Origin of the sequence: Rhodococcus sp. JS3073, from assembly GCF_026810085.1 — a bacterium.
Lineage (GTDB): Bacteria > Actinomycetota > Actinomycetes > Mycobacteriales > Mycobacteriaceae > Rhodococcus_F > Rhodococcus_F wratislaviensis.
In genome coordinates, this window is the sequence record NZ_CP113951.1 from 758,937 (window position 1) to 780,097 (window position 21,161).

The 21,161-nt window shown below is 67.4% G+C and carries 16 protein-coding genes and 5 pseudogenes; 5 read left to right on the plus strand and 16 right to left on the minus strand.

Going from position 1 to position 21,161, the window contains the following annotated elements; genetic code table 11:
• Window positions 1-79: 79 nt before the first annotated feature.
• From pyrH to rpsB, 3 genes are all read right to left on the minus strand, one after another.
• Window positions 80-808, minus strand: coding sequence for a UMP kinase (gene pyrH / locus OYT95_RS03675; protein ID WP_005240535.1), 729 nt, complete (start codon window positions 806-808; stop codon window positions 80-82).
• 174 nt (window positions 809-982) lie between these two features.
• Entirely contained in the window at window positions 983-1,810 is an 828-nt protein-coding gene (tsf, locus tag OYT95_RS03680; RefSeq protein ID WP_005259342.1) for a translation elongation factor Ts, read from the minus strand.
• 112 nt (window positions 1,811-1,922) lie between these two features.
• Window positions 1,923-2,807: a 30S ribosomal protein S2 gene (gene rpsB, locus OYT95_RS03685; protein WP_005259344.1), complete on the minus strand. Its 885-nt coding sequence runs from the start codon at window positions 2,805-2,807 to the stop codon at window positions 1,923-1,925.
• Between the two features lie 319 nt (window positions 2,808-3,126).
• Between rpsB and OYT95_RS03690 the strand changes: the two are divergent.
• Window positions 3,127-3,664: pseudogene (locus OYT95_RS03690) on the plus strand (peptidoglycan DD-metalloendopeptidase family protein).
• Here the strand turns inward: OYT95_RS03690 and OYT95_RS03695 are convergent.
• Window positions 3,661-4,611 carry a MinD/ParA family ATP-binding protein gene (locus OYT95_RS03695; RefSeq protein ID WP_409372258.1) on the minus strand — a complete coding sequence of 317 codons (951 nt, stop codon included), beginning with the start codon at window positions 4,609-4,611 and terminating at the stop codon, window positions 3,661-3,663. The pseudogene OYT95_RS03690 and the gene OYT95_RS03695 overlap by 4 nt on opposite strands.
• A 321-nt stretch (window positions 4,612-4,932) precedes the next feature.
• Here OYT95_RS03695 and OYT95_RS03700 point away from each other — a divergent pair, with 321 nt between their 5' ends.
• Together OYT95_RS03700 and OYT95_RS03705 are read left to right on the plus strand one after the other, a co-directional pair.
• Complete coding sequence (locus tag OYT95_RS03700; protein ID WP_268790846.1) at window positions 4,933-6,810, plus strand: zinc ribbon domain-containing protein; 1,878 nt, start codon at window positions 4,933-4,935, stop codon at window positions 6,808-6,810.
• Between the two features lie 316 nt (window positions 6,811-7,126).
• Window positions 7,127-8,296, plus strand: a complete 1,170-nt coding sequence (locus OYT95_RS03705; RefSeq protein ID WP_037245578.1) for a multidrug effflux MFS transporter — start codon at window positions 7,127-7,129, stop codon at window positions 8,294-8,296.
• 18 nt (window positions 8,297-8,314) lie between these two features.
• Here the strand turns inward: OYT95_RS03705 and OYT95_RS03710 are convergent, their stop codons facing one another.
• The 7 genes and pseudogenes from OYT95_RS03710 to OYT95_RS03740 form a co-directional block, all read right to left on the minus strand.
• The gene (locus OYT95_RS03710) at window positions 8,315-9,094 is read right to left on the minus strand and encodes a siderophore-interacting protein (protein WP_037245574.1); all 780 of its coding nucleotides are present in this window, start codon (window positions 9,092-9,094) and stop codon (window positions 8,315-8,317) included.
• Between the two features lie 72 nt (window positions 9,095-9,166).
• Window positions 9,167-10,714: pseudogene (locus OYT95_RS03715) on the minus strand (acyl-CoA carboxylase subunit beta).
• 492 nt (window positions 10,715-11,206) lie between these two features.
• Window positions 11,207-11,599: pseudogene (locus OYT95_RS03720) on the minus strand (DNA-processing protein DprA); the annotation flags it as partial.
• Window positions 11,595-12,033, minus strand: a pseudogene (locus tag OYT95_RS03725) (magnesium chelatase domain-containing protein); the annotation flags it as partial. The pseudogenes OYT95_RS03720 and OYT95_RS03725, both read right to left, overlap by 5 nt.
• Window positions 12,033-12,389, minus strand: a pseudogene (locus OYT95_RS03730) (YraN family protein). The pseudogenes OYT95_RS03730 and OYT95_RS03725, both read right to left, overlap by 1 nt.
• Before the next feature lie 210 nt (window positions 12,390-12,599).
• Window positions 12,600-13,472: an LLM class F420-dependent oxidoreductase gene (locus OYT95_RS03735; protein ID WP_037245572.1), complete on the minus strand. Its 873-nt coding sequence runs from the start codon at window positions 13,470-13,472 to the stop codon at window positions 12,600-12,602.
• Between the two features lie 57 nt (window positions 13,473-13,529).
• The gene (locus tag OYT95_RS03740; RefSeq protein ID WP_037245748.1) at window positions 13,530-14,432 is read right to left on the minus strand and encodes an Lrp/AsnC family transcriptional regulator; all 903 of its coding nucleotides are present in this window, start codon (window positions 14,430-14,432) and stop codon (window positions 13,530-13,532) included.
• 222 nt (window positions 14,433-14,654) lie between these two features.
• Here OYT95_RS03740 and OYT95_RS03745 point away from each other — a divergent pair, with 222 nt between their 5' ends.
• Window positions 14,655-16,373 (plus strand): amidohydrolase, encoded by a 1,719-nt coding sequence (locus tag OYT95_RS03745; RefSeq protein WP_037245568.1) that lies wholly within the window; start codon window positions 14,655-14,657, stop codon window positions 16,371-16,373.
• Window positions 16,370-17,713, plus strand: coding sequence for an MFS transporter (locus OYT95_RS03750; RefSeq protein ID WP_037245564.1), 1,344 nt, complete (start codon window positions 16,370-16,372; stop codon window positions 17,711-17,713). The genes OYT95_RS03745 and OYT95_RS03750 overlap by 4 nt, the downstream gene beginning before the upstream one ends.
• A gap of 56 nt (window positions 17,714-17,769) precedes the next feature.
• Here the strand turns inward: OYT95_RS03750 and OYT95_RS03755 are convergent, their stop codons facing one another.
• The 5 genes from OYT95_RS03755 to rplS all read right to left on the minus strand — a co-directional run bounded on the left by OYT95_RS03755 (window position 17,770) and on the right by rplS (window position 21,088).
• Complete coding sequence (locus tag OYT95_RS03755; RefSeq protein WP_037245561.1) at window positions 17,770-18,816, minus strand: patatin-like phospholipase family protein; 1,047 nt, start codon at window positions 18,814-18,816, stop codon at window positions 17,770-17,772.
• Window positions 18,817-18,850: 34 nt separating this feature from the next.
• Window positions 18,851-19,168: a DUF2469 domain-containing protein gene (locus OYT95_RS03760; RefSeq protein WP_005240496.1), complete on the minus strand. Its 318-nt coding sequence runs from the start codon at window positions 19,166-19,168 to the stop codon at window positions 18,851-18,853.
• A 37-nt stretch (window positions 19,169-19,205) separates the two neighbouring features.
• Entirely contained in the window at window positions 19,206-19,886 is a 681-nt protein-coding gene (locus tag OYT95_RS03765) for a ribonuclease HII (protein ID WP_037245558.1), read from the minus strand.
• Window positions 19,883-20,665 carry a signal peptidase I gene (gene lepB, locus OYT95_RS03770; RefSeq protein ID WP_037245555.1) on the minus strand — a complete coding sequence of 261 codons (783 nt, stop codon included), beginning with the start codon at window positions 20,663-20,665 and terminating at the stop codon, window positions 19,883-19,885. Before lepB ends, OYT95_RS03765 begins: the two co-directional genes overlap by 4 nt.
• An 81-nt stretch (window positions 20,666-20,746) precedes the next feature.
• On the minus strand, window positions 20,747-21,088 hold the full coding sequence (gene rplS, locus OYT95_RS03775) for a 50S ribosomal protein L19 (protein WP_005240490.1): 342 nt from the start codon (window positions 21,086-21,088) through the stop codon (window positions 20,747-20,749).
• Window positions 21,089-21,161: the final 73 nt, after the last annotated feature.

The window sequence follows — 21,161 nt, forward strand, 5'->3', positions numbered from 1 at the left end:
CTGTTCCTCCATGTCGTTCTGCATCGATTCGTCACTGCCTCTGTTTCGAGAAAACTCTGTGTCGAGCGTGTCACTCGCGTCATGACTTGACGAGCGTTCCGATCTTCTCACCGGACACTGCCCGAGCGATATTCCCCTCGGTCAGCAGATTGAACACCATGATCGGCATCTCGTTGTCCATACATAGGCTGAAGGCCGTCGCGTCGGCGACCTTGAGCCCCTGTTCGATGACCTCACGGTGCGTGATCTGCGTGTACATCGTCGCGGTCGGGTCGAGGTTCGGGTCCGCCGTGAACACGCCGTCGACGGCCTTGGCCATCAAGACGACCTCGGCGCCGATCTCGAGTGCGCGCTGCGCCGCGGTCGTGTCGGTCGAGAAGTAGGGCATGCCCATGCCGGCGCCGAAGATCACGACGCGACCCTTCTCGAGGTGACGCTGAGCGCGCAGCGGAATGTAAGGCTCCGCCACCTGCCCCATGGTGATCGCCGTCTGCACGCGGCTGTCGATACCCTCTTTCTCCAGGAAGTCCTGCAGAGCAAGGCAATTCATGACGGTGCCGAGCATGCCCATGTAGTCGGAACGCGCGCGGTCCAAACCTCGCTGCTGCAGTTCCGCACCACGGAAGAAGTTGCCGCCGCCGATGACCACCGCCACCTGCACCCCGGATCGCACGACCTCGGCGATCTGTTCCGCGACCTTGGTCACCACGTCGGGGTCGAGGCCGACCTTGCCACCACCGAACATTTCTCCGCCGAGTTTGAGAAGGACTCGATGGAATCCCGTACGTTCGTTGGCTGGTTCGGACATTGCTCTCCTCAGTTCCACAGCACTCGTCGATTTCGACAGCGGCCGAGCGCGCCCACGCGCCTACTCGACCCATTCAGACGGCCATCTTCATCCTGCCTCATCAGGACGGTGGCGGTATACGTAGGCCCCGCCGGGCGAGCGCACTCGTCCGACGGGGCCATACGACTCACACGACTAGCTCGAAGCACCGACCTCGAAGCGAACGAAGCGCTTGATGGTGACGCCGGCCTCGTCGAGGATCGCCTTGACGGACTTCTTGGAGTCCTGCACCGAGGACTGCTCGGTCAGCACGACGTCCTTGAAGTAGCCGTTGACGCGGCCTTCGATGATCTTCGGCAGAGCCTGCTCCGGCTTGCCCTCGGCGCGAGCGGTCTCCTCGGCGATGTGACGCTCGTTGGCGACGATGTCCTCGGGGACCTCGTCACGCGTGACGTACTTGGCCTTGAGCGCCGCGACCTGCATGGCGGCACCGCGAGCGGCCTCCGCAGCAGCGTCACCCTCACCGGTGTACTCGACGAGGACGCCGACGGCGGGCGGCAGGTCGGCGCTGCGCTTGTGCAGGTAGACCGCGACCGGTCCGTCGAACGAGGCGATCTTGCTCAGGACGAGCTTCTCGCCGATCTTCGCGGACTGCTCCTGGATGACGGTGTCGACCGTCTTGCCGTCGAGTTCGAGCGCCTTGAGCGCGTCGACGTCGGCGGGCTTCGCTGCCGCGGCGACCGTGACGATCGACTCGGCGAGCTTCAGGAAGTCCTCGTTCTTCGCGACGAAGTCCGTCTCGCAGTCGAGCTCGAGCAGGACGCCGTCCTTGGAAACGACCAGCCCCTCGGCCGTGGTGCGCTCGGCACGCTTGCCCACGTCCTTGGCGCCCTTGATGCGCAGCTGCTCCACAGCCTTGTCGAAGTCACCCTCGGCCTCAGCGAGAGCGTTCTTGCAGGCCATCATTCCGGAGCCGGTGAGCTCGCGGAGCCGCTTGACGTCAGCGGCGGTGTAGTTCGCCATGGTGAGCGAGCCTCCTCATATGTCTGTCGGGACGTAAGTCAGGGTAGTACTCGGACCAGACCGTGAAACGGCCCTGACCAAAAGATCTCTGGTCAGGGCCGTGTGCATCGGATCAGGCCTCGGTGGAGGGTGCCTCTGCTGCGGGGGCCTCGGCAGCCGGAGCCGCCTGTGCCTCAGCTGCGGGAGCGGCCTCTGCGGCGGGCGCTGCCTCAGCGGCGGGCGCTGCCTGCGAGAGCAGTTCCTGCTCCCACTCGGCGAGGGGTTCGCCGGCGCCGGCCTCGGGCTTCGCGTCCTTGTCGGCGCTCAGTCCGGCACGGGCCTGCACGCCCTCGGCCACCGCGGAAGCGACGACCTTGGTGAGCAGGGCGGCGCTGCGGATGGCGTCGTCGTTGCCCGGGATCGGGTAGTCGACGAGGTCGGGGTCGCAGTTGGTGTCCAGGATCGCGATGACCGGGATGTTCAGCTTGCGAGCCTCGGCAACGGCCAGGTGCTCCTTGTTGGTGTCGACGACCCACACCGCGGAGGGGACCTTGGCCATGTCGCGGATACCACCGAGAGTGCGGTCCAGCTTGGTCATCTCACGCGTGAGCATGAGGATTTCCTTCTTGGTGCGACCCTCGAAACCACCGGTCTGCTCCATGGCCTCGAGCTCCTTGAGGCGGAGAAGACGCTTGTGGACGGTGGTGAAGTTGGTGAGCATGCCGCCGAGCCAACGCTGGTTGACGTAGGGCATCCCGACGCGAGTGGCCTCGGCCGCGATGGATTCCTGGGCCTGCTTCTTCGTGCCGACGAAGAGGACGGTGCCGCCGTGGGCAACGGTCTCCTTGACGAACTCGTACGCCTTGTCGATGTACGTCAGCGTCTGCTGCAAGTCGATGATGTAGATGCCGTTGCGGTCGGTGAAGATGAAACGCTTCATCTTCGGGTTCCAACGACGGGTCTGGTGACCGAAGTGCGTGCCGCTGTCGAGCAGCTGCTTCATTGTTACGACAGCCATGGCTGTGTATCTCTCTTTCATTGCCGGTTGATGCAGAGCATCTCGGGGACGCTCCACCCTGGCACCCGCAGACCATCGGACTCACACCGAGATGCGAGACCAGCCGAGGGCCGATAACCTGCGCGGGCGCGCGAAGTCGGACTGTGGGAGCACAGACCGCTCGATCAGTGTACGGCCTCCACGCCGAACGCCCTAACCGCCCCTGCCACACCGCGGCCGCACATGCAAGGGTTTCGCAGGATCTGTGGACAAAACGTAGTCGATCCACATTCTCGTCCGCTGCCCGTTCACCGGCCCGGACGTGCGGGATCGTCCATCCATGACGACATTCGGGGCAATCGTGCGGGCGCTCACGGCGGCTGCCACGGCGTCCACGCTGCTGACCGCCGCGGCGCTCGTCGCCCCGCCCGCCGACGCCGCGCCGACCGGTGAAGTCGACTGGCCGCTGCACCCACGACCGCGGGTGATCCGGGCGTTCGACAACCCCGAGCACGACTGGCTTCCCGGCCATCGCGGCGTGGATCTGGTCGGCGTGCCCGACGAGGCCGTCCTGTCGCAGGTGCGGGTGTGGTGGTCTCGCCGGCACGGTGGCGGGCAAACCCGTCGTCTCCGTCGACCACCGGGTGGGCTCCGCACGACGTACGAGCCGGTGACCGCCCGGGTCACCACAGGGCAGCGCGTGGGCCGTGGCACCGTCCTCGGCACGCTCGAACCCGGGCACCCGGGCTGCATCACCCCGGTCGCCGCATGCCTGCACTGGGGTCTGCCGCCACCGTGAGTACCTCGACCCGCTCGGGCTCGTCCGCGTGGCGCCGGTGCGGCTTCTACCCGTCGGGCCCCGTGACCGCGGCGGCTAGCGCCACTCCGCGACGGCGTGCCTGCCTGCCGACTCCGGGAAGTCGTCCGCGACCATCGCCGCGAGTTCGACGAACGCCTTCCGCGTCGCCGGACGCAGCAGGTCCAGATCCACCACCGAACCCTCGGCGAGGTGCTCGTCGAACGGCACCACCTTCACGGCCCGGCACCGGAGCAGGAAGTGATTGGTCAATTCCGTCATGTCGATCGTGCCCGAGCCGGGCCGGGCAGCGCTGATCACGACAACCGTCCGCGAGACCAAGTGCCCGTAACCGTGGTGCTGCAACCAGTCCAGCGTGGCGGCGGCACTGCGGGCTCCGTCGATGGCCGGCGAGCTCACCAGCACCAGGGAATTGGCGAGTTGCAGAACACCGTTCATCGCCGAATGCATGATGCCGGTGCCGCAGTCGGTGAGGATGACGTTGTAGTACACCTGCAGGATGTCGATCACCCGCCGGTAATCGTCCTCGCTGAACGCCTCGGCGATCGCCGGGTCCTGTTCGCTCGCGAGCACCTCGAGACGGCTCGGCGCCTGAGACGTGTGGGCCCGCACATCCGAGTAACGCCGGATGGTCGACTCCGCCGCGATCAGATCACGGACGGTCGAATGCGTCTGCAGGGGCACACGTTGCGCGAGCGTCCCGAAGTCGGGGTTGGCGTCGACGGCGATCACGCAGTCTCCGCGCAATGACGCGAACGTCGATCCCAGCCCGATCGTGGTCGTCGTCTTGCCGACGCCGTCCTTCAAGGACAGGAAGGCAATTCGATAGGCCGCCGGGATCGGCTGCCGGATGCGGTCGAGCAGTGCCGCTTCGCGCGTCTCACCTGCCGACTCTCCCGGATTCACCGATCCCCCGGTGAGCCCGTGCAGTCCGCGACGCCACCCTCGGCTCGGCGCCTTGCGTGCCCGTTCGAGGAGAGCATCCGCCACCAGATCCTGACTGGTCACCTGATGCCGCTTGGGCTCCAGGGCGGGACCGTGCCAGGATTGCTGCCCCACTGATCGGCCGCGGTGTCGCTCGCGGCCACGGCCCAGACATTCTCTGAGCAGGAGTCCACGCCTACCGGCTGGCTCCAAGTTCCCGAACAAGGACACCGCTTGACCAGACACCGAGCCCGCGGACGACCACTCAAAAGTCAGGGATCACCAGGTGTCCCGGTCGGACGTTCGGCCCGCCTGCGGGCTCCCTCCGAGGCTAAATGTCGGAGGTCGGCGTTACAGTCGAGACCTTACGACATCGCGGTGCCACATGTGCTGGTGGGAGGGTTGATGGATGACGTCGCGGCGGTGCCGGCGTCGTTGTCCGGCCGGGTTTCTGGGCGCTGTGGTCGACACGGAATTAACGACGGGGTCTCCACGACGCCGCGGCAGTTCGCGTTCACCACCCGCGCCCACGTGGCGGTCGATGACGCGACCGGTGAGCGGATCGGCCTCGATGACGTCGATACCCGGGTGGGGTGGCTCCTCGATCTGATTGCCGCGGCCGGCGCCGAGTTGGTGTCGCGGTTGTGGCATCCGGCGACGTTCGACGTACTCGCCGCCGGGCGTGACCGGCAGGAGCGCAGGCTGCCCACGCAGGGTCATGTCGCCGCGGCGCGGCTCGGCTGGGATCCGCACTATCCGGAGGGGGTCTACGTGCCGTCGCGGGTCACGCGGGTGGTGACGGCACAGGTGATGGCGACCCTGCGGACCCTGACCTTCCGGGATACCGCGATCGCGGCACTGTCGACCCGATTCGATCCGGACACCGGGGTTGTGGCACCGCCGATCGGGTCGGGCGATCACGTGCCCTCGGGTTTCGCTCGGGGCGTGCGGCGCCAGCTCGCCGCCCGCGCCCGCCGCGACGGTGGGGCACCGGCCGGCCGGTTGCGGATCACCGACGTCCAAGGACCACCGCAGACGAGCGCGATGGCCCGGCTGTCGGCCGCCGACCGACAGCTCGCGCAGCTTGCCGTCACCGTCGCAGAGCGTGAACTGATGTTGACGGTGAAGCTGCCGACCTGTCCCGCCCCGGCGGGGCGGGCGCAGTGGCGCAGTATCCGGCTGACCGCGGCCATCCCCGAGCACCTGCACCGCCGCGCGATCACCGACTGGCATCTGCCGACGCTGGTCCTCGATCGCCGGGGTCTGTTGTGGCGGTGCGCGGCGACCGAACTCGCCCCTGCAGCAGAAATGGCCGGCACGGTCGCGGTGGGGGTCGATTGGTCCCCGTCCACGCTCGGTGCCGCCGCCATCGCCGCCGACAACCCCGAGGGGCTGGTGTCGGATTACCGGGGCTTCACCTACGACGACCGCGGCCTCGGAATCAAACTGGCCCGCCTGCAGGCCGAAGGGCAGCTGCTGCACCGCAAGGCCGCCCGGCTGACCCAACTGGCCGCCACCGCCCCACCCGAGGTCCGCGCCCAGCTGGAGGAGAAGATCGCCGTCCTCGACGAACACCGCACCGCGGTGGGCATCAAGAGAGGGAAGATCAACCGGGAACTCGCCTTCCACTTCGCCCACCAGGTCACCGCCTACGCCGACGCCGCGGGCGCGCACGTGATCGCAGTTGAGGATCTCACCACCCTCGAGACCCGCGGACACGGCCGGGTCAACAACAACCGGGCCGCGCAGTCCGCCCGCCGCAAGGCGGTGACCGCCTTGGCCCATACCGCCGCGGGTGTCGGCATCGCGGTGGTCTCGGTGCCCGCCCGGGGATCGTCCGCACTGTGCCCGGGCTGCGACGAACCACTTGCCCGACCCGGCGGCTACCACACCGCGTGGTGCCCCAGTTGCCGGGTCGGCGGCAACCGCGACCACCTCGCGGGGGTGAACCTGGCCAAACGGGCGTTGCTCGGCAAGAACAAGGTCACCCGTCGGCGTGGGCAGATGCCCGCGATCCGGGTGGCCGAGCATGCGCCGGTACGGCCATCACGCGACAAACACGCTCCCACCCCGAGCAGGCCACGGCACCGTCGGGTACGCCGCAGCCGGCCCACCGTGACACCGCGGTTGGGGGTGACTCCGAAACAGCATGTTCCTGCACCACAAGCGTCGGTGTGGGACACGGTCAAACTCACACCACCGCACGGTGATGCGGGTAGCCGTGACACACGTACATCTCCCACGCCCGCCACCCCAGTGGCAGATAGTATGAGATTTACGTAGACGCTGTGAAGTTGCGCACCGCCCGGACGGCCGGCGAGCCACGACCGCAGCACCTGGATGTCGAGCTCGCCGAGGTGCGCCTCCGGTGACGTCGACAACCAGTGCTGCAGCAGCGACTTCGCGTCCGACGTATGCCTTCACGGTGTGCTGCGCTCGGCCGCGTTCGAGCCCGAGATCCCGCGCGTACTCCTCGAGTACCAGCTCCAACGGTGCCGGCAGGTCGCTGCTCATAGAGGCAACAGTCGACTCGGGCGGAAGATAAATCAAGCAGCCGCGCCGCTAAAGTTCTTTTGTGCAGCGAACGATCTCCATCCCCATGTTGTGTGTCCTGGCGTTACTGTCCGCGATCGCCCCGCTGGCCACCGACATGTATCTCCCCGGTCTCCCCCTGATGACGGAGAGCTTGAACACGTCGGCACCGAGCGTGCAGCTGACCTTGACCACGTTCATGGCCGGGCTCGGAATCGGGCAGCTCGTCGTCGGACCGCTGTCGGACGGCCTCGGACGCCGGCGTCTGCTGATCGGCGCCACCGTCGTCACCACCCTCGCCGCGATGGCCTGCGCTCTCGCGCCGACCGTCGAAACTCTCATCGCTGCACGACTTTTCCAGGGGCTGAGTGGTGGCGCGGCGATCGTGCTCGCACGCGCCTGCATCGCCGACCGGGCCCGCGGAGACAACGCCGCCCGGCTCTTCAGCATCATGATGATCATCGGCGGGGTGGCGCCGGTCGTCGCACCGCTGATGGGCGGCGCCCTGCTCGGACCGGTCGGCTGGCGAGGTATCTTCTGGGTGCTCACCGCCGCCGGTGTGGTGATGTTCGCGGGAGTGCTGATCCTCGTCCCGGAGACGCTTCCCGAGGAGAACCGGCACGGCGGCGGACTCACGGCACTGATCCGGAACCTCCGGTACGTCGTCGGCAACCGTGTCTACCTGGGTTACGCGTTCACGTTCATGTTCGGGTTCGTCGCGCTCTTCTCGTACATCTCCGCATCCCCGTTCGTCGTACAGAACGTCCTCGGGCTCAGCCCGGGGCAGTTCTCCATGGTGTTCGCGGTGAACGCGGCGGGCATGGTGAGCGCTGCGATCGTGAACACGCGGCTCGTGGGCACATTCCATGCCCGGCAACTGCTCGGGTTCGGGGTCACGCTGCTCCTGGCAGCGGGCGTCGTGCTGCTTCTCGCCGCGGTGCTGATCGATTCGCCGCCGTGGTGGGCGATCCTGATTCCATTGTTCGTCTCGGTGTCGAGCATCGGTTTCGTGATGGGCAATGCGACGGCGCTGGCTCAGGGCGAGGTGACCAGGGCGTCCGGCACCGGGTCCGCGCTTCTCGGCGCCGGCCAATTCGGCCTCGCCGCGTTGGTCTCGCCGCTCGTCGGCATCGCCGGCCCCGACACCGCAGTGCCGATGGCCGTGGCGATCCCGACCGCGGGCGCCGTGGCGATGCTGTCGCTGCTGGTGCTGACGCGGCGGACGCACATCTCGTAGCGCGTCCGCCGCACCGGGTCAGCGGGAGGCACCCTCGCTCGCGGCGAGCTCGGACTTCCACACGCGGAAGCCCTCCTCGGTGCGACCGCGACGCCAGTAGCCGGAGATCGACGCGGCCGACGCGGGGACGCCTCGTTCCTTGCGCACGTAGGAGCGCAGGTTGTGCATGACGGCCTGCGCCTCACCGTGAATGAAGACCTGCGCCGTCCCGGGCAGCCATGCGGTGTCGCGCACTGCCGCGACGAGGGGTGCGTTGTCCCCGGACGCCTCTTCGCCGATCCGGTCCGACGTGTCGCCGCGGTGGATCCAGGTGACGTCGACGCCGGCGGGCGAGTCGAAGACGATTTCGTCCTCCGGGCCGGCGACCTCGATGATCACCCGTCCGACAGCCGACGCGTCCAGCTTCTCGACGGACGCCGAGATGGCGGGAATTGCGGTCTCGTCGCCGGCGAGCAGGTACCAGTCGGCGGCCGGGTCCGGCGCGAACGCGCCTCCGGGTCCGCGCAGCCGGAGGACGTCTCCGGCCGCCGCGGACGCCGCCCACGGTCCGGCGACGCCGGCGTCGCCGTGCACCACGAAGTCGATGGCGATCTCTCGCTTCACCGGATCCACCGACCGGATCGTGTACGTGCGCAGGACGGGCTCGTCGGGGCTTCCGAATTCGAGTTTCGCGTAGGCATCGGTGAAGGCATTGGGAACGAAGCTGTCGAATCCCGGGTCGCCGAGGAATACCCGCACCATGTGCGGGGTCAGCCATTCGGTCCGGAGCACGGTCAGTGTCGCAGTCGGCTTTGCCACAGGCATCTCTCCAATGAACTCAAGTTGGTTAGCGTTACCTAACTACGGTACAGGAGTGACTGGCGGCGGCGGTCAGAGCGGAATCAGGTGGTGCTTCTGCTCGCCGCGGGCGGAGCGCTTGTCGCGTAGCAAGGTCAGCGCCCGCCGGATCTCGAGCCGGGTGGCGGACGGTTCGATCACCGCGTCGATGTAGCCGGGCTCGGCGGCCGAATACGGTGTCGCGGCGTTCTCGTTGTAGGCGTCGACGAGTTGCTGCCGCATCGCGTCCTGTTCGTCGCCGGCAGCTTCGAGTTCGCGGTGATAGAGGAGACTGATCGCGGCCTCGGCGCCCATGACCGCGATGCGTGCGGTCGGCCAGGCGAAGTTCACGTCGGCACCGAGTTGCTTGCACCCCATCACCGCGTATCCGCCGCCGTAGGACTTGCGGACCACAACAGTCACTTTCGCCACCGTGGCCGCCGCGAACGCCTGCAGGAAGCGGCCGCCGCTGCGGAGCACGCCGTTCCGCTCCTGTTCCAGCCCGGGTAGGAAGCCCGGCGTGTCGACGACGAACACGAGCGGAATCTCGTAGGCGTCGCAGATCCGCACGAAGCGGGCTGCCTTGTCGGCGCCGACCTGATCCAGTGCTCCACTGAGGAATTGCGGCTGGTTGGCCACCACTCCGACGGATCGTCCGTCCACCCGGGAGAATCCGATGATCACGTTCGGTGCCGTTTGCGCGGCGAGTTCGTGGAAGTCGCCGTCGTCGAAGATGTTCAGCAGCAGGTCGTGCATGTCGTAGGCGGCGTTGTCGGCGTCCGGCATGAACTCGTTCAACGCCTGATCGTTCTCGGTGATCTCGGGTTCGAGTCCCGGGTTCACGATGGGCGCCTCTTCGTGCCTGCTGGACGGGAGGAAGCCGAGATAATCACGCACCCAGGCGAACGCTGCTTCCTTGCTCGGCGCGACGTGGTGGGACGTTCCCGTTCTCGGCCTGGGCGCGGGCGCCGCCGAGTTCGTCGAGGGTGACGTCCTCGCCGGTGACGGATTTGATGACTCCGGGACCGGTCACGAACATGTACGCCTGCTCGTCCACGGCGACAACGAGGTCTGTGTTGATCGGCGCGTACGCCGCACCGCCCGCGCATTTGCCGAGGAGAATGGAGACCTGCGGGCACTCCCGACAGCGGGATCTGGCGGCGGCCCATTTCGGCGTACCAGGCGAGCGACGTGACGGCGTCCTGTTACGCGTGCGCCGCCGGAGTCGTTGATGCCGACGCAGGGGCAGCCGATCCGTCCGGCGAATTCCATGATCGATGCGACCTTGCGACCGAACATCTCCCCCACGCTGCCACCGAACACGGTGTGGTCGTGCGAGAACACCGCCACCGGACGTCCGTCGACGGTTCCGTCGCCGGTGACGACGCCGTCACCGTAGGGGTTGTCGGGGGCTCCCGGGTTCTTTGCCATCTGTCCGACCTCGATGAAGCTGCCGGAATCGAGCAGCATCCGGATCCGTTCGCGGGGTCCGGGCAGACCTTTCTCCTTGCGCCGCGCGATCGCCCTCGGGCTCCCCGGATTCAGCGACTGCTCGAGCCGAACCTCGAGATCGGCGAGCAATTCCGCCGTGGTCCTGGTCATGTGAGATTCCTCCTCGAGACGCACCCGCGAGCGGACTACACTCCCCGACCGCCGGTAGTTGCCTAATCGGACACCGTATGTGCACCGACCGGGCGCTGTGGGTGAGCCGACTGGACTCCAAGTACCCACGACGGGCGCAACTACCCCTCCGGCACCACGCTGGGTGGAGCGGAAACCGTCGACCGGAGCGCTGCGAGGACTTCACAGACTCGATCGCCCCGGGGCGCGATGTCGGTCCGGGGCGTGCCCTCAGGTAACCGGCAACTAGCTCCGCTACGAACCGGAGGCGATCAACAGGCTCAACACCTGCGCGACGAAGTTCCGCCACAAGTCCTCGGCTGACCCCATATCTCACTCCTTAGTGCGGTTGCGAGGTGCGATACGAAAGTTTCTACCCCAACGTGACGTCGATCAGTCGCTTCGACTCGCACTTTGGGCAACCGAGCACGATGAAGCACGCGCCGAGCGGGGTCTCGACTGGCTCGCCTCGCCTCACTTCTGCCGCGACCACCCCGTGTCGTCGGAGCCGACGAAGCCCTCCATCTCCAAGAGCGGTAGCACGGCCCGAACCTGCTCCACCGCGACCCCGGACAGTTCGGACAACTCCCGGACCCCACGCGGCCCGACCGCAGGCAACGCCTCGTACACCAGCAGGGCATCCCCCGACAGCGCATCCAGATCGCGGACCACGTCGAGGCCTTCCCGCAGCCCGATCGGTCCGGCCTCCTCCACCACGTCACCGGCATTCGCGACCAACCGCGCCTCCCCCTCCCGAATCATCCGATTGCACCCCGTCGACGACGCCGACGTCACCGGACCCGGCACGGCCATCACCGGACGCCCCAGTTTGCGCGCCCAACTCGCCGTGTTCCGCGCACCGCTGCGGCAGCGACTGCACCGGAACCACCACCGTTGCCCACCCCCGCATTCTTCGCCGCGAGCACCGCGGGCAGGATCCCGCGCACCGACCGGAGCCGCCCGTCCAGCGCGAGTTCTCCGAGCAGAACGGTCTCGCGCATCCGCTGCCGCTTCACCTGCTTGGCCGCGTCCAGCACGGCAGCGACCAGCGCGAGATCGTAGACCGACCCGACCTTCGGCAGCGTCGCCGGCGATAGCGCAAAGATCACCTTCGAATCCGGCCACTCCTCGCCCGAGTTCGCCACCGCGGCCCTGATCCGGTCCCGGGCCTCCTGCAGCGCGGTGTCCGGCAGCCCGACCAGATGCACCGCGGGGAGTCCGCGGCCGATGTCGGCCTCGATCTCGACCAGTTGACCGTCGACCCCGGTCACCGCCACCGAGTGTGCTCGCCCCAGTGCCATCAGAACGCATCCCGGACGTGTTCGATCTGGGGCTGCGGACCGTGTCCGATCATGATCGCGACCACGTCGAACCGCACCCGCGACCAGTGCCGGCCGGAGTCCCGCAACTACTCGACCGCCAGCAGGCGGATCCTGCGCTGTTTCGAGAACGTCACCGCCTCGGCCGGACTGCCGTACCCCAGGCCGCGGCGGGTCTTCACCTCGACGAAGACGAGCCAGTCTCCCTCTGCCGCAATGAGATCGACTTCGCCGTACCGAGATCGCCAGTTCCGGTCGACGATCTCCATGCCCGCCTCGGTGAGATACCGGGCGGCCAGATCCTCCCCATGCGCTCCAAGCGCGAGATTGTGCGCCACAGCAGCCTCCACCCCGTCCCCCGGCGGCCCACCGATGCGAACCGCGCCTCTCGCACCACCGTGCCCGACGCGAATTCCGGGAAGATGCCCTCGAACTGGGCGAACGAATTGGGCTGTGCATGAAGCGCACGTTGTGGACAACTCGCCGCTCTGGGGGAAGTGTTCACCCCAAAGGACCAGGCCAGGGCTGTCAAGCCGGTAATCGAACGGTCAGCCGACCGCGGGCATCCAGCGGCGCGCGAGAGACGCTACCCACTCGGCGGCCTCACCGGGATCGTCGGGCGGCGACTCGACGAGGACGAGTTCGTCGACTCCCGCGTCGACCAGCGCCTCGACGTCGGCGGGGTCCACCTCGCGCAGGGCGACCGCCAGGCGCAGCTCCTCAGGGTCACGCCCCGCGTCCCGGCACAGTGCCTTCATCTTCTGGATCCGTTCGGAGACGGCCGCGACGCCGTCGAGGTTGAACCCGTACCAGCCGTCGCCCCACGCCGCGACCCGGCGGAGCGCTGCGTCGCTGTTGCCGCCGAGCACGACCGGAATCCGGCGATCGCGCACGGGTTTCGGATTGACCCGCACCGAATCGACGCGGACGAACTCACCCTCGAACGTCGCGACGTCGTCACGCCACAGCGTGCGCATCGCCGCGACGTATTCGGCGGCCCGCTCGCCACGGCCCTCGAACGGAATGCCGAGCGCCGCGAATTCTTCCCTGGACCAGCCGATGCCGACACCGAGCGTCAGCCGGCCACCACTCATCAGATCCAACGTCGCCGCCTGCTTGGCCATGAGGACGGGATTGTGTTCGGGCAGCAGCAACACACCGGTGGCCACGCCGATCGTGTGGGTGGCAGCGGCCGCGAAGCTCAGCCCGATCATCGGGTCGAGCCAATCCGCGACGGCGGGGACCGCGATCCGGCCGTCGTCCGCGTACGGATACCGCGACTCCGACCGGTCCACCATCACGACGTGCTCGCCGGCCCACAGCGTGGCGAATCCGCTGGTTTCGGCGGCAACTGCAACCGAGTCGATCACCGCGCGACGAGCGCCGGTACCGATCCCGAGTGCGTGCAACCCGAGGCGCATCGGCCGATCGTCTCACAGTTGCCCGGCCGAAGTGGCTGACTTCCGGGACGCACGCTCCTAGCCGCGGACGTCGAGGCTGCGGGCGTAGTGCTCCTTGAACACCTCGAGGTGCGTCCAGGTCTCCAAGGCCATCACACCGTCGATCGTCCGGATGTGCTCGGCGAGGGAGTAGAGGTCACCCGACGAATCGGCGGCGACCGTGCCGATCAGGTCGAATCTGCCGAGTGTCCGCGCCAGGAACTCGATGCCCGGCAGGGCCTCGATCTGCGCGCACACCTCCCGGTCCCGCGATCCGAGGTTGACCCCGATGCCCATCGCGAGGGTTCTGCCGCCGCCGCGGCGCTTCACGACCGCTCCGACGCGCAACGCGGTGCTGTCGATCAGATGGTTCACTCGATTCCGCGCCGCACTGGGCGAGAGCCCGGTGCGCTCGGCCAGTTCCAGAAACGGCATCCGCCCGTTCCGTTCCAGCAACTCGATGAGCGCGACGTCTTTCGCGTCCAGTCGAACGTCGGCCCGTAACGCGCTCTTGGGCATGAAGATTCCCTTGATGACCTCGGCGTAGAACAGCGTGTTGACGGTGCGGACACCGGGTTCCGCACGGATCGTGGCGATGGCGTCGTAGAGGTCCCGCTGACTGGGGACGCGCAGTTCGGCGATGATGTTGTAGTGCCCGCTCACGGCGGAAATGTAGACGGCCGCCTCCGACGCGCAGAGCGCCTCGGCCACCGGACCCACCGGCCCCGACACGGCGACGGACACGTGTGCCATCGCCTTGAGGCCCAGCAACTCGGGGTGGGCGACGGCAACGACACTCACCGTGCCGGTGTCGAGCAGCGTCTGCACGCGCGTGGACACCGCGGCGCGGGGTGCGCCTACGGTCGCGGCGAGCTCCCGATAGGTCGCGCGACCATTCGACTGCAACGCCGCGATGAGCTTGGAATCCAGTTCGACACTCATGATGCCCCGAAGTTTCTCGATTTCTTTCTGCACTCCCGACAGAGAAGAAGAATCGCACACATCACCAGATTCTGCGAATCAGTGCGGATCTGCTTCAGAAGCTGAACATATTCGCCGCACACCACTCGATCGGAAACTTTGATGTATTGCGCAGCCCCTGGTCACGGCGTAATTTCCCTCCCAACCGGAACGTGACCCACACCACCATTTCGAAGGATCCCCATGCGCAAGCTGTTTCACCACGAGGCGTCTCCGCTCGACGCCACCGCCACCGTCTTCACCGGTGGCACGCTCCGCACCGTGGACGCAGACACCGAGGGCGCCGAGGCTTTCCTCGTCTACGGCAATCGGTTCGCCGCCGTCGGCACCGTCGCGGAATGTCGTGAGGAGGCGCGGCGGATCGGCACCCGGACCACGGACGTCATCGATCTCGCCGGCGCGACCGTCGTGCCCGGGTTCGTCGATCCGCACGCCCACCCCCTGATGTACGGCCAGATGCTCAGCTGGGTGGACTGCGGACCCGAGAAGGCGCGCACCATTCCCGAGATCGTCGCGCTTCTGCAGGAGGCGGCCCGGAACCAGCCTGCGGGGATTCCCGTCCGCGGGTACGGCTACGAGCACCGCAACCTCGTCGAGAGCCGTCACCCCACGAAGGAGGAGCTCGACCGGGTCGGTACCGACCGCGAGGTCTACCTGATGAACGCCAGCGGCCACGGCGGCGTCGTCAACACCTTCACCCTCGAACTCCACGGCGTCACCCGCGACACCCCGAATCCGCCCGGCGGCGAGTTCTTCCGCGACGCGGACGGCGAACTGACCGGAGAACTGTCCGACGCCGCCTGCAACATCCTCACCGGCGTCAACGGCGTCAAGGTCGGTCATCACGGCCCGAACTTCCACCTCGAGGACGAACCCGAGGAGCATCTGCGGCAGCTCTCCGTGGCGCAGGAGAAGTTCCTGGAGGGCGGCGTCACCACGATCGGCGACTGCCAGGTGACGCGGCGCGAATTCGACATGTACCTGCGCCTGGCGGAGCAGGGCCGGCTCGAGACCCGCGTGAGCATGTACCTGCTCAGCCACCTGCTCGATCACGCGCTCGACACCGGATTGCACGGTGCGTTCGGCAACTCACGACTCGCGTTCGGGGGGATCAAGTTCTACGCTGACGGCACTCTCGGCGGATGGACCGCGTATTTCCCGGACGGGTACGTGGGCGACCCGTGCCGGACCGGACAGCTCTATCACGAGCCCGCCGACTACGCGGCGCTGATCGCGAAGGCACACGCCGTCGGCCTGCAGACGGCGACCCACGCGCAGTCGCCGACCGCGATCGACATGGTCCTCGACGCGATCGAGGCCGCGCAGAAGGCGCATCCCGACGCCGATGCCCGCCACCGCATCGAGCACTGCGGGTTGCCGACCCCCGAGCAGATCACGCGGATGCACACACTCGGTGTGTACCCCGTCAACCAGCCGCAGCACTACTACAACTGGGGCGAGGGCGTGACCGCGGCCATCGGCACCCCGGGTGAGCGTTTCAATCCCCTGGGCGAATTCGTCGAGGCCGACGTGCCGGTCACGATCAGTTCCGACGCGCCCGTCGCCGAGCCCAAACCACTCGAGGCGATCCAGGCCGCCGTCACCCGCATCACCCGGCAGGGACATCAACTCGGCTCGAACGCGTTGCGACTGACCGCCGCGCAGGCCCTCACCGCGCACACACTGAACGGGGCCCGCGCACTCGGACGGGAATCCGAGCTCGGCAGCATCTCCCCCGGCAAGCGCGCCGATTTCGTGGTTCTCGGCGCCGACCCTCTCACCGTCGACCCGCACGCCATCGCCGACATCGAGGTCCGGGAAACCTGGATCGACGGCGAATTGGCGCATTCCACCCGCAGCGACCTATTCTCGACCACTGCAACCACCGAGGATCAGTCATGAGTCACGACATTCAGATCGCGAAGGCCCGCAAGGCGGGTTTCGCGGCCTTCGTCGGCACCACCATCGAGTGGTACGACTTCTACGTGTACGCCACGGCGGCGGCCCTGGTGTTCGGTGAGATCTTCTTCCCCTCCGACACCGACCGCCTGACCGGCATCGCCGCCGCGTTCGCCACCTACGCGGTGGGCTTCTTCGCCCGCCCACTCGGCGGCATCGTCTTCGGACACGTCGGCGACCGGGTCGGCCGACGGACGGCGCTCGTCGTGACGCTCACCCTGATGGGCGCGGGCACGTTCCTGATCGGCGCACTCCCGACATACGCGCAGATCGGGTTCTGGGCGCCGCTGCTACTCGTGATGCTGCGCTTCGTGCAGGGCTTCGCGGTGGGCGGCGAATGGGGTGGCGCCGTGCTGATGGCCGTCGAACACGCGCCGGAGGACAAGAAGACGTTCTACGGCGGATTCGCACAGCTGGGTAACCCCGCCGGCGCGCTTCTCGCCACCGGGTTCTTCAGTGTCCTCTCGACCTTCGGCGACGACGCCTTGCGGGACTGGGCGTGGCGGCTGCCGTTCCTGTGCTCGGCGCTGTTGATCGGCGTGGGGCTGCTGGTGCGACTGAAGGTGGAGGAATCTCCCGTCTTCGAGTCCGAGGTGCAGGCGGGGACCGAACCCGAAGCGCTGCCGCTGAAGTACGCCATCGTCACCAACTGGCGCCCGATCCTGCTCGGCATGGGCATCCTGCCCGTCGCGGTGGGTGGCTACTACCTCGTGACGACATTCATCACGGCGTACGCCACCGACCCGGACGTGGGGCTGTCCGAAACGCTCGTCCTCAACGCGCTCAGCGTCGCCGCGGTGGTGGAGCTGATCGCCACGCTCGGGGTGGCGTGGCTCGGCGACAAGGTCGGCCGGATCCGCGTGGTGATCTACGGGTTGCTGGCCGTCGCGGTGCTCGCGGCACCACAGTTCCTGGTCTTGAAGTCCGGGTCGGTGGTCCTGATCTTCCTGACGTTCGCTGTCATGCGGCTCGTCCTGGCCGCGACGTACGGTCCGATCGCGGCGGTTCTGTCGCAGATGTTCCGGCCGCAGGCCCGGTACACCAGCATCTCTCTCGCCTACCAGGGCGCGGGCGCGATCTTCGGTGGACTGTCGCCGTTGGTGTCCACGCTCATGTACCAGGCCACCGGCAGCGTGTGGCCGGTGATCGGCCTGCTGATCGGAATGTGCGCGGTCAGCATTCTCTGCCTGCTCGTAGCGCCGCAGCACGTCGATCACGTCGACGGCGAGTCCGAACAATCGGTGGGCGACCTGGGCGCCGCCCGGGCTCCGGCCTCGAGCTGACAACCCCGTGACGGGAAGGGCCGGTGCTGCGTGCGCAGCACCGGCCCTTCCCCCTGTCAGGTGGGGCGGCCGTCCGAATCTGCCGGAGACACAGCGGCGGCTGCCGGCGAGACGAGACCGGCGTCGTCGAGCGCACTCCCGGTGAGAACCCGACCCAGTTCGATCATCTCGGCGGCACGATGGAAGTCGAGACTGCGGCACGCGTTCCGGGGCACCCGAACGTGCACGTCCGGTGGGTACGCAGCGAGCTGATAGCGAGCCAACGTCGCCTGCATCACGTCGAGCGAACGGTTCATCACCGCGAACCGGCTGAACTTCGGGACGGCCACGGCGTCGCCCTCGACCACGGTCTGATCGCCGATCACCTGGCCGTCCTGCTCGTCCGACGGATCCGGATCGGTGTGGGCGGCGCCGAACCGTCCGACGACCGACCGCACGATGTCCAGGTCACGCAGCTGCGCGGCGCTCCGGCGGAACCGTGCCACCCACTCGTCCACCGGCCGCGAGTCCGCGCTGACGTTCTCCGGTGCGAGGGAGCGGCCGTCCCTGTCCTCGGCGCTCAGGCTGATCCCGACGGTCAGGTCGGCGCTCACGGAGACGAGCGGCGCCATCGGCAGAGGGTCGAGCACCCCACCGTCGGCGAGTACCCGGCCGTTGAGCACATACGGCGTGATGACGCCGGGGATGGCGATCGACGCACGGATGGCCGCGTCGACGGGTCCTCGCTGGAACCACACCGACCGGCCCGCGGCGAGATCGGTGGCCACGGCCGTATACGGAATCGGAAGGTCTTCGATGCGGATCTCACCGAGCATTTCTCTGACCCGTTGCAGGATCTTCTCGGCGTGGATGGCTCCGGGTGCGGACACCGACAGGTCGAGAAGCCGCACGACGTCGAGCTGGGTGAGGCTGATCGCCCACCGGGTGAAGTCGTCGAGCTTGCCCGCGGCGTGGAGTCCACCGACGAGGGCACCCATCGACGATCCTGCGACACCGACGATCTCGAATCCGCGCTCTTCGAGTACCTGGATCGCTCCGATGTGGGCGTACCCCCGCGCACCGCCGCTCCCCAGAGCCAGCGCAACGCGCCTCGGTCCGGTCATCGGATGATCGTACGCGGACGAGAACTCCGGACTGTCAGGACAGACCGTTGTCCGGGAGCCGCAGGTCCGGCTTGTCGAGTTCCTCGATGTTCACGTCCTTGAACGTGATGACCCGGACATACTTCACAAAACGCGCGGGACGATACATGTCCCACACCCACGCATCGGACATACGCAGCTCGAAGTAGATCTCTCCGTCCGCGTTGTGCGGCAGCAACTCCACCGAGTTGGCCAGATAGAACCGGCGCTCGGTCTCCACGACATAGGAGAACTGACCGACGATGTCCCGATACTCGCGGTAGAGCGACAGCTCCATCTCGGTTTCGTACTTCTCGAGATCCTCGGCACTCATCGGTCTCGGAGTCCTCCTGCTCTGGTGTGAATTGTCATCATCTCGCACTTCCGGAACTGTTATCCACTCGGTGTAGCAGCGCCGCGACGTTCGACCACGAGCGGCGGTGCTCCGGGCACGGGCCCAGCTCCTCGAGCGCCGCCAGGTGCGCGGGCGTGTTGTACCCCTTGTGGATCGCGAATCCGTAACCGGGATGTGTCTCGTCCATCGCGACCATCACCCGATCACGCGACACCTTGGCCAGCACACTCGCCGCCGCAATGCAGGCCGCCGCGCCGTCGCCCCCGATCACCGGCAGCGACGGTGCCGGCAGCCCCGGGACGCGGAAGCCGTCGGTGAGAACGTAACCCGGGGTGGTCGAGAGCCCGGCGACCGCACGCCGCATGCCCTCGATGTTGGCAACGTGGACACCCATGCGGTCGACTTCCTCCGCCGGGAACGATACGACGCTCCACGCCACCGCGAGCCTGGTGATGGCCGGGAACAGCTCTTCGCGTGTGCGTTCGGTGAGCTTCTTCGAATCGTCGAGGCGCGCCAGCGCCGGATACGGCTTCGGTGCGAGCACGCAGGCCGCCACCACGAGCGGCCCGGCGCACGCACCCCGGCCTGCCTCGTCGACACCGGCCACCGGCCCGAGACCGCTGCGGACCAGGGCCGACTCCATCGTCCGCAGACCGGACGACCTGCGAATGACGATGCGTGGAGGCCAGGAAGTCACTTGCCCTGGATATCGGGTGAGCTGATCGTGCCCATCCGCGCCGGCGGCAACGCGATGAAGACCGCCTTACCGATCACGTTGTCGAGCGGGATGGTGCCTTGCATGTCGTCGCCCACGTGGTACCGCGAGTCCGCGGAGTTGCTGCGGTTGTCGCCCATCACCCACAGGTGGCCGTCGGGGACGGTGACCGGACCGAAGCAGCGTGCCGACTTCAACGCGGTGTCGCAGGCCTGCGAGCCGGGGACGAACGGGAAATCCATGACGACGTAGGGCTCGTCGAGCGGTTTGCCGTCGACCAGGATGCGGCCCTGGTCGTCGCAGCATTCGACGGTCTGACCACCGGTGGCGATCACCCGCTTGACGAGGTCGTTCTCGTCCGGGGGGACGAGTCCGACGAGGGAACCGAGTTCCTGCGCACCGCGGATCACCACGTTGGAGGACCGGGTGGAGACGAAATCCTGCGACCACGAATCGGGGCCGCGGAATACGATGACGTCACCCGGTTGCGGTTCACCGAAGCGGTAACCGATCTTCTCGACCACGATGCGGTCGCCGGTGCAGCCCGCGCACCCGTGCAGCGTCGGTTCCATCGATTCCGACGGAATGAGATACACCCGGGCGACGAACGTCTGCAACAGAAAACTCAGGACGAGTGCGACCAGAATCAGGATCGGCAACTCGCGGAGGAAGGAGCGGGGTTTCTTCTCGGGCTCTGCCGTACCGCCGTTCACGGCGGAGGTGGCGGCCGAATCGCCGGTGGTCTCGGATTCCGACGACAATGCCCGCTCCTTCGAAGAATCTGTCACGAAATCAGATTAGCCCGGCACTGCGAGTACGCAGTGCCGGGCTCATCGGAAAGGTCAGCGCTTTTCCTTGATCTTGGCGGCCTTGCCACGCAGATCGCGGAGGTAGTACAGCTTGGCGCGACGGACGTCACCGCGGGTGACGACCTCGATCTGCGCCAGGTTCGGGCTGTGGACCGGGAAGGTGCGCTCGACGCCGACACCGAAGGAGACCTTGCGGACGGTGAAGGTCTCGCGGACGCCGCCGCCCTGGCGGCGGATCACGACGCCCTTGAAGACCTGCACGCGCTCCTTCGAGCCTTCGATGACCTTGACGTGCACGTTGAGGGTGTCGCCGGGACGGAACTCGGGAATGTCGTCGCGGAGGGACTTCTTGTCCAGGAAATCGAGAGTGTTCATCGGTGTTCCATCCTTGCGTTTTCGCAGGAGCAGAGGAACCGAGCGGCACCCGGACGTTCGGAGAACACCGGTG

What these genes read in the sequence shown, in the direction of transcription:
- pyrH (WP_005240535.1), bottom strand. Translation starts at nt 808, where the DNA reads ATGTCCGAACCAGCCAACGAACGTACGGGATTCCATCGAGTCCTTCTC.
- tsf (WP_005259342.1), bottom strand. Translation starts at nt 1,810, where the DNA reads ATGGCGAACTACACCGCCGCTGACGTCAAGCGGCTCCGCGAGCTCACC.
- rpsB (WP_005259344.1), bottom strand. Translation starts at nt 2,807, where the DNA reads ATGGCTGTCGTAACAATGAAGCAGCTGCTCGACAGCGGCACGCACTTC.
- OYT95_RS03700 (WP_268790846.1), top strand. Translation starts at nt 4,933, where the DNA reads ATGGATGACGTCGCGGCGGTGCCGGCGTCGTTGTCCGGCCGGGTTTCT.
- OYT95_RS03705 (WP_037245578.1), top strand. Translation starts at nt 7,127, where the DNA reads ATGTTGTGTGTCCTGGCGTTACTGTCCGCGATCGCCCCGCTGGCCACC.
- OYT95_RS03735 (WP_037245572.1), bottom strand. Translation starts at nt 13,472, where the DNA reads ATGCGCCTCGGGTTGCACGCACTCGGGATCGGTACCGGCGCTCGTCGC.
- OYT95_RS03740 (WP_037245748.1), bottom strand. Translation starts at nt 14,432, where the DNA reads ATGAGTGTCGAACTGGATTCCAAGCTCATCGCGGCGTTGCAGTCGAAT.
- OYT95_RS03745 (WP_037245568.1), top strand. Translation starts at nt 14,655, where the DNA reads ATGCGCAAGCTGTTTCACCACGAGGCGTCTCCGCTCGACGCCACCGCC.
- OYT95_RS03750 (WP_037245564.1), top strand. Translation starts at nt 16,370, where the DNA reads ATGAGTCACGACATTCAGATCGCGAAGGCCCGCAAGGCGGGTTTCGCG.
- OYT95_RS03755 (WP_037245561.1), bottom strand. Translation starts at nt 18,816, where the DNA reads ATGACCGGACCGAGGCGCGTTGCGCTGGCTCTGGGGAGCGGCGGTGCG.
- OYT95_RS03760 (WP_005240496.1), bottom strand. Translation starts at nt 19,168, where the DNA reads ATGAGTGCCGAGGATCTCGAGAAGTACGAAACCGAGATGGAGCTGTCG.
- rplS (WP_005240490.1), bottom strand. Translation starts at nt 21,088, where the DNA reads ATGAACACTCTCGATTTCCTGGACAAGAAGTCCCTCCGCGACGACATT.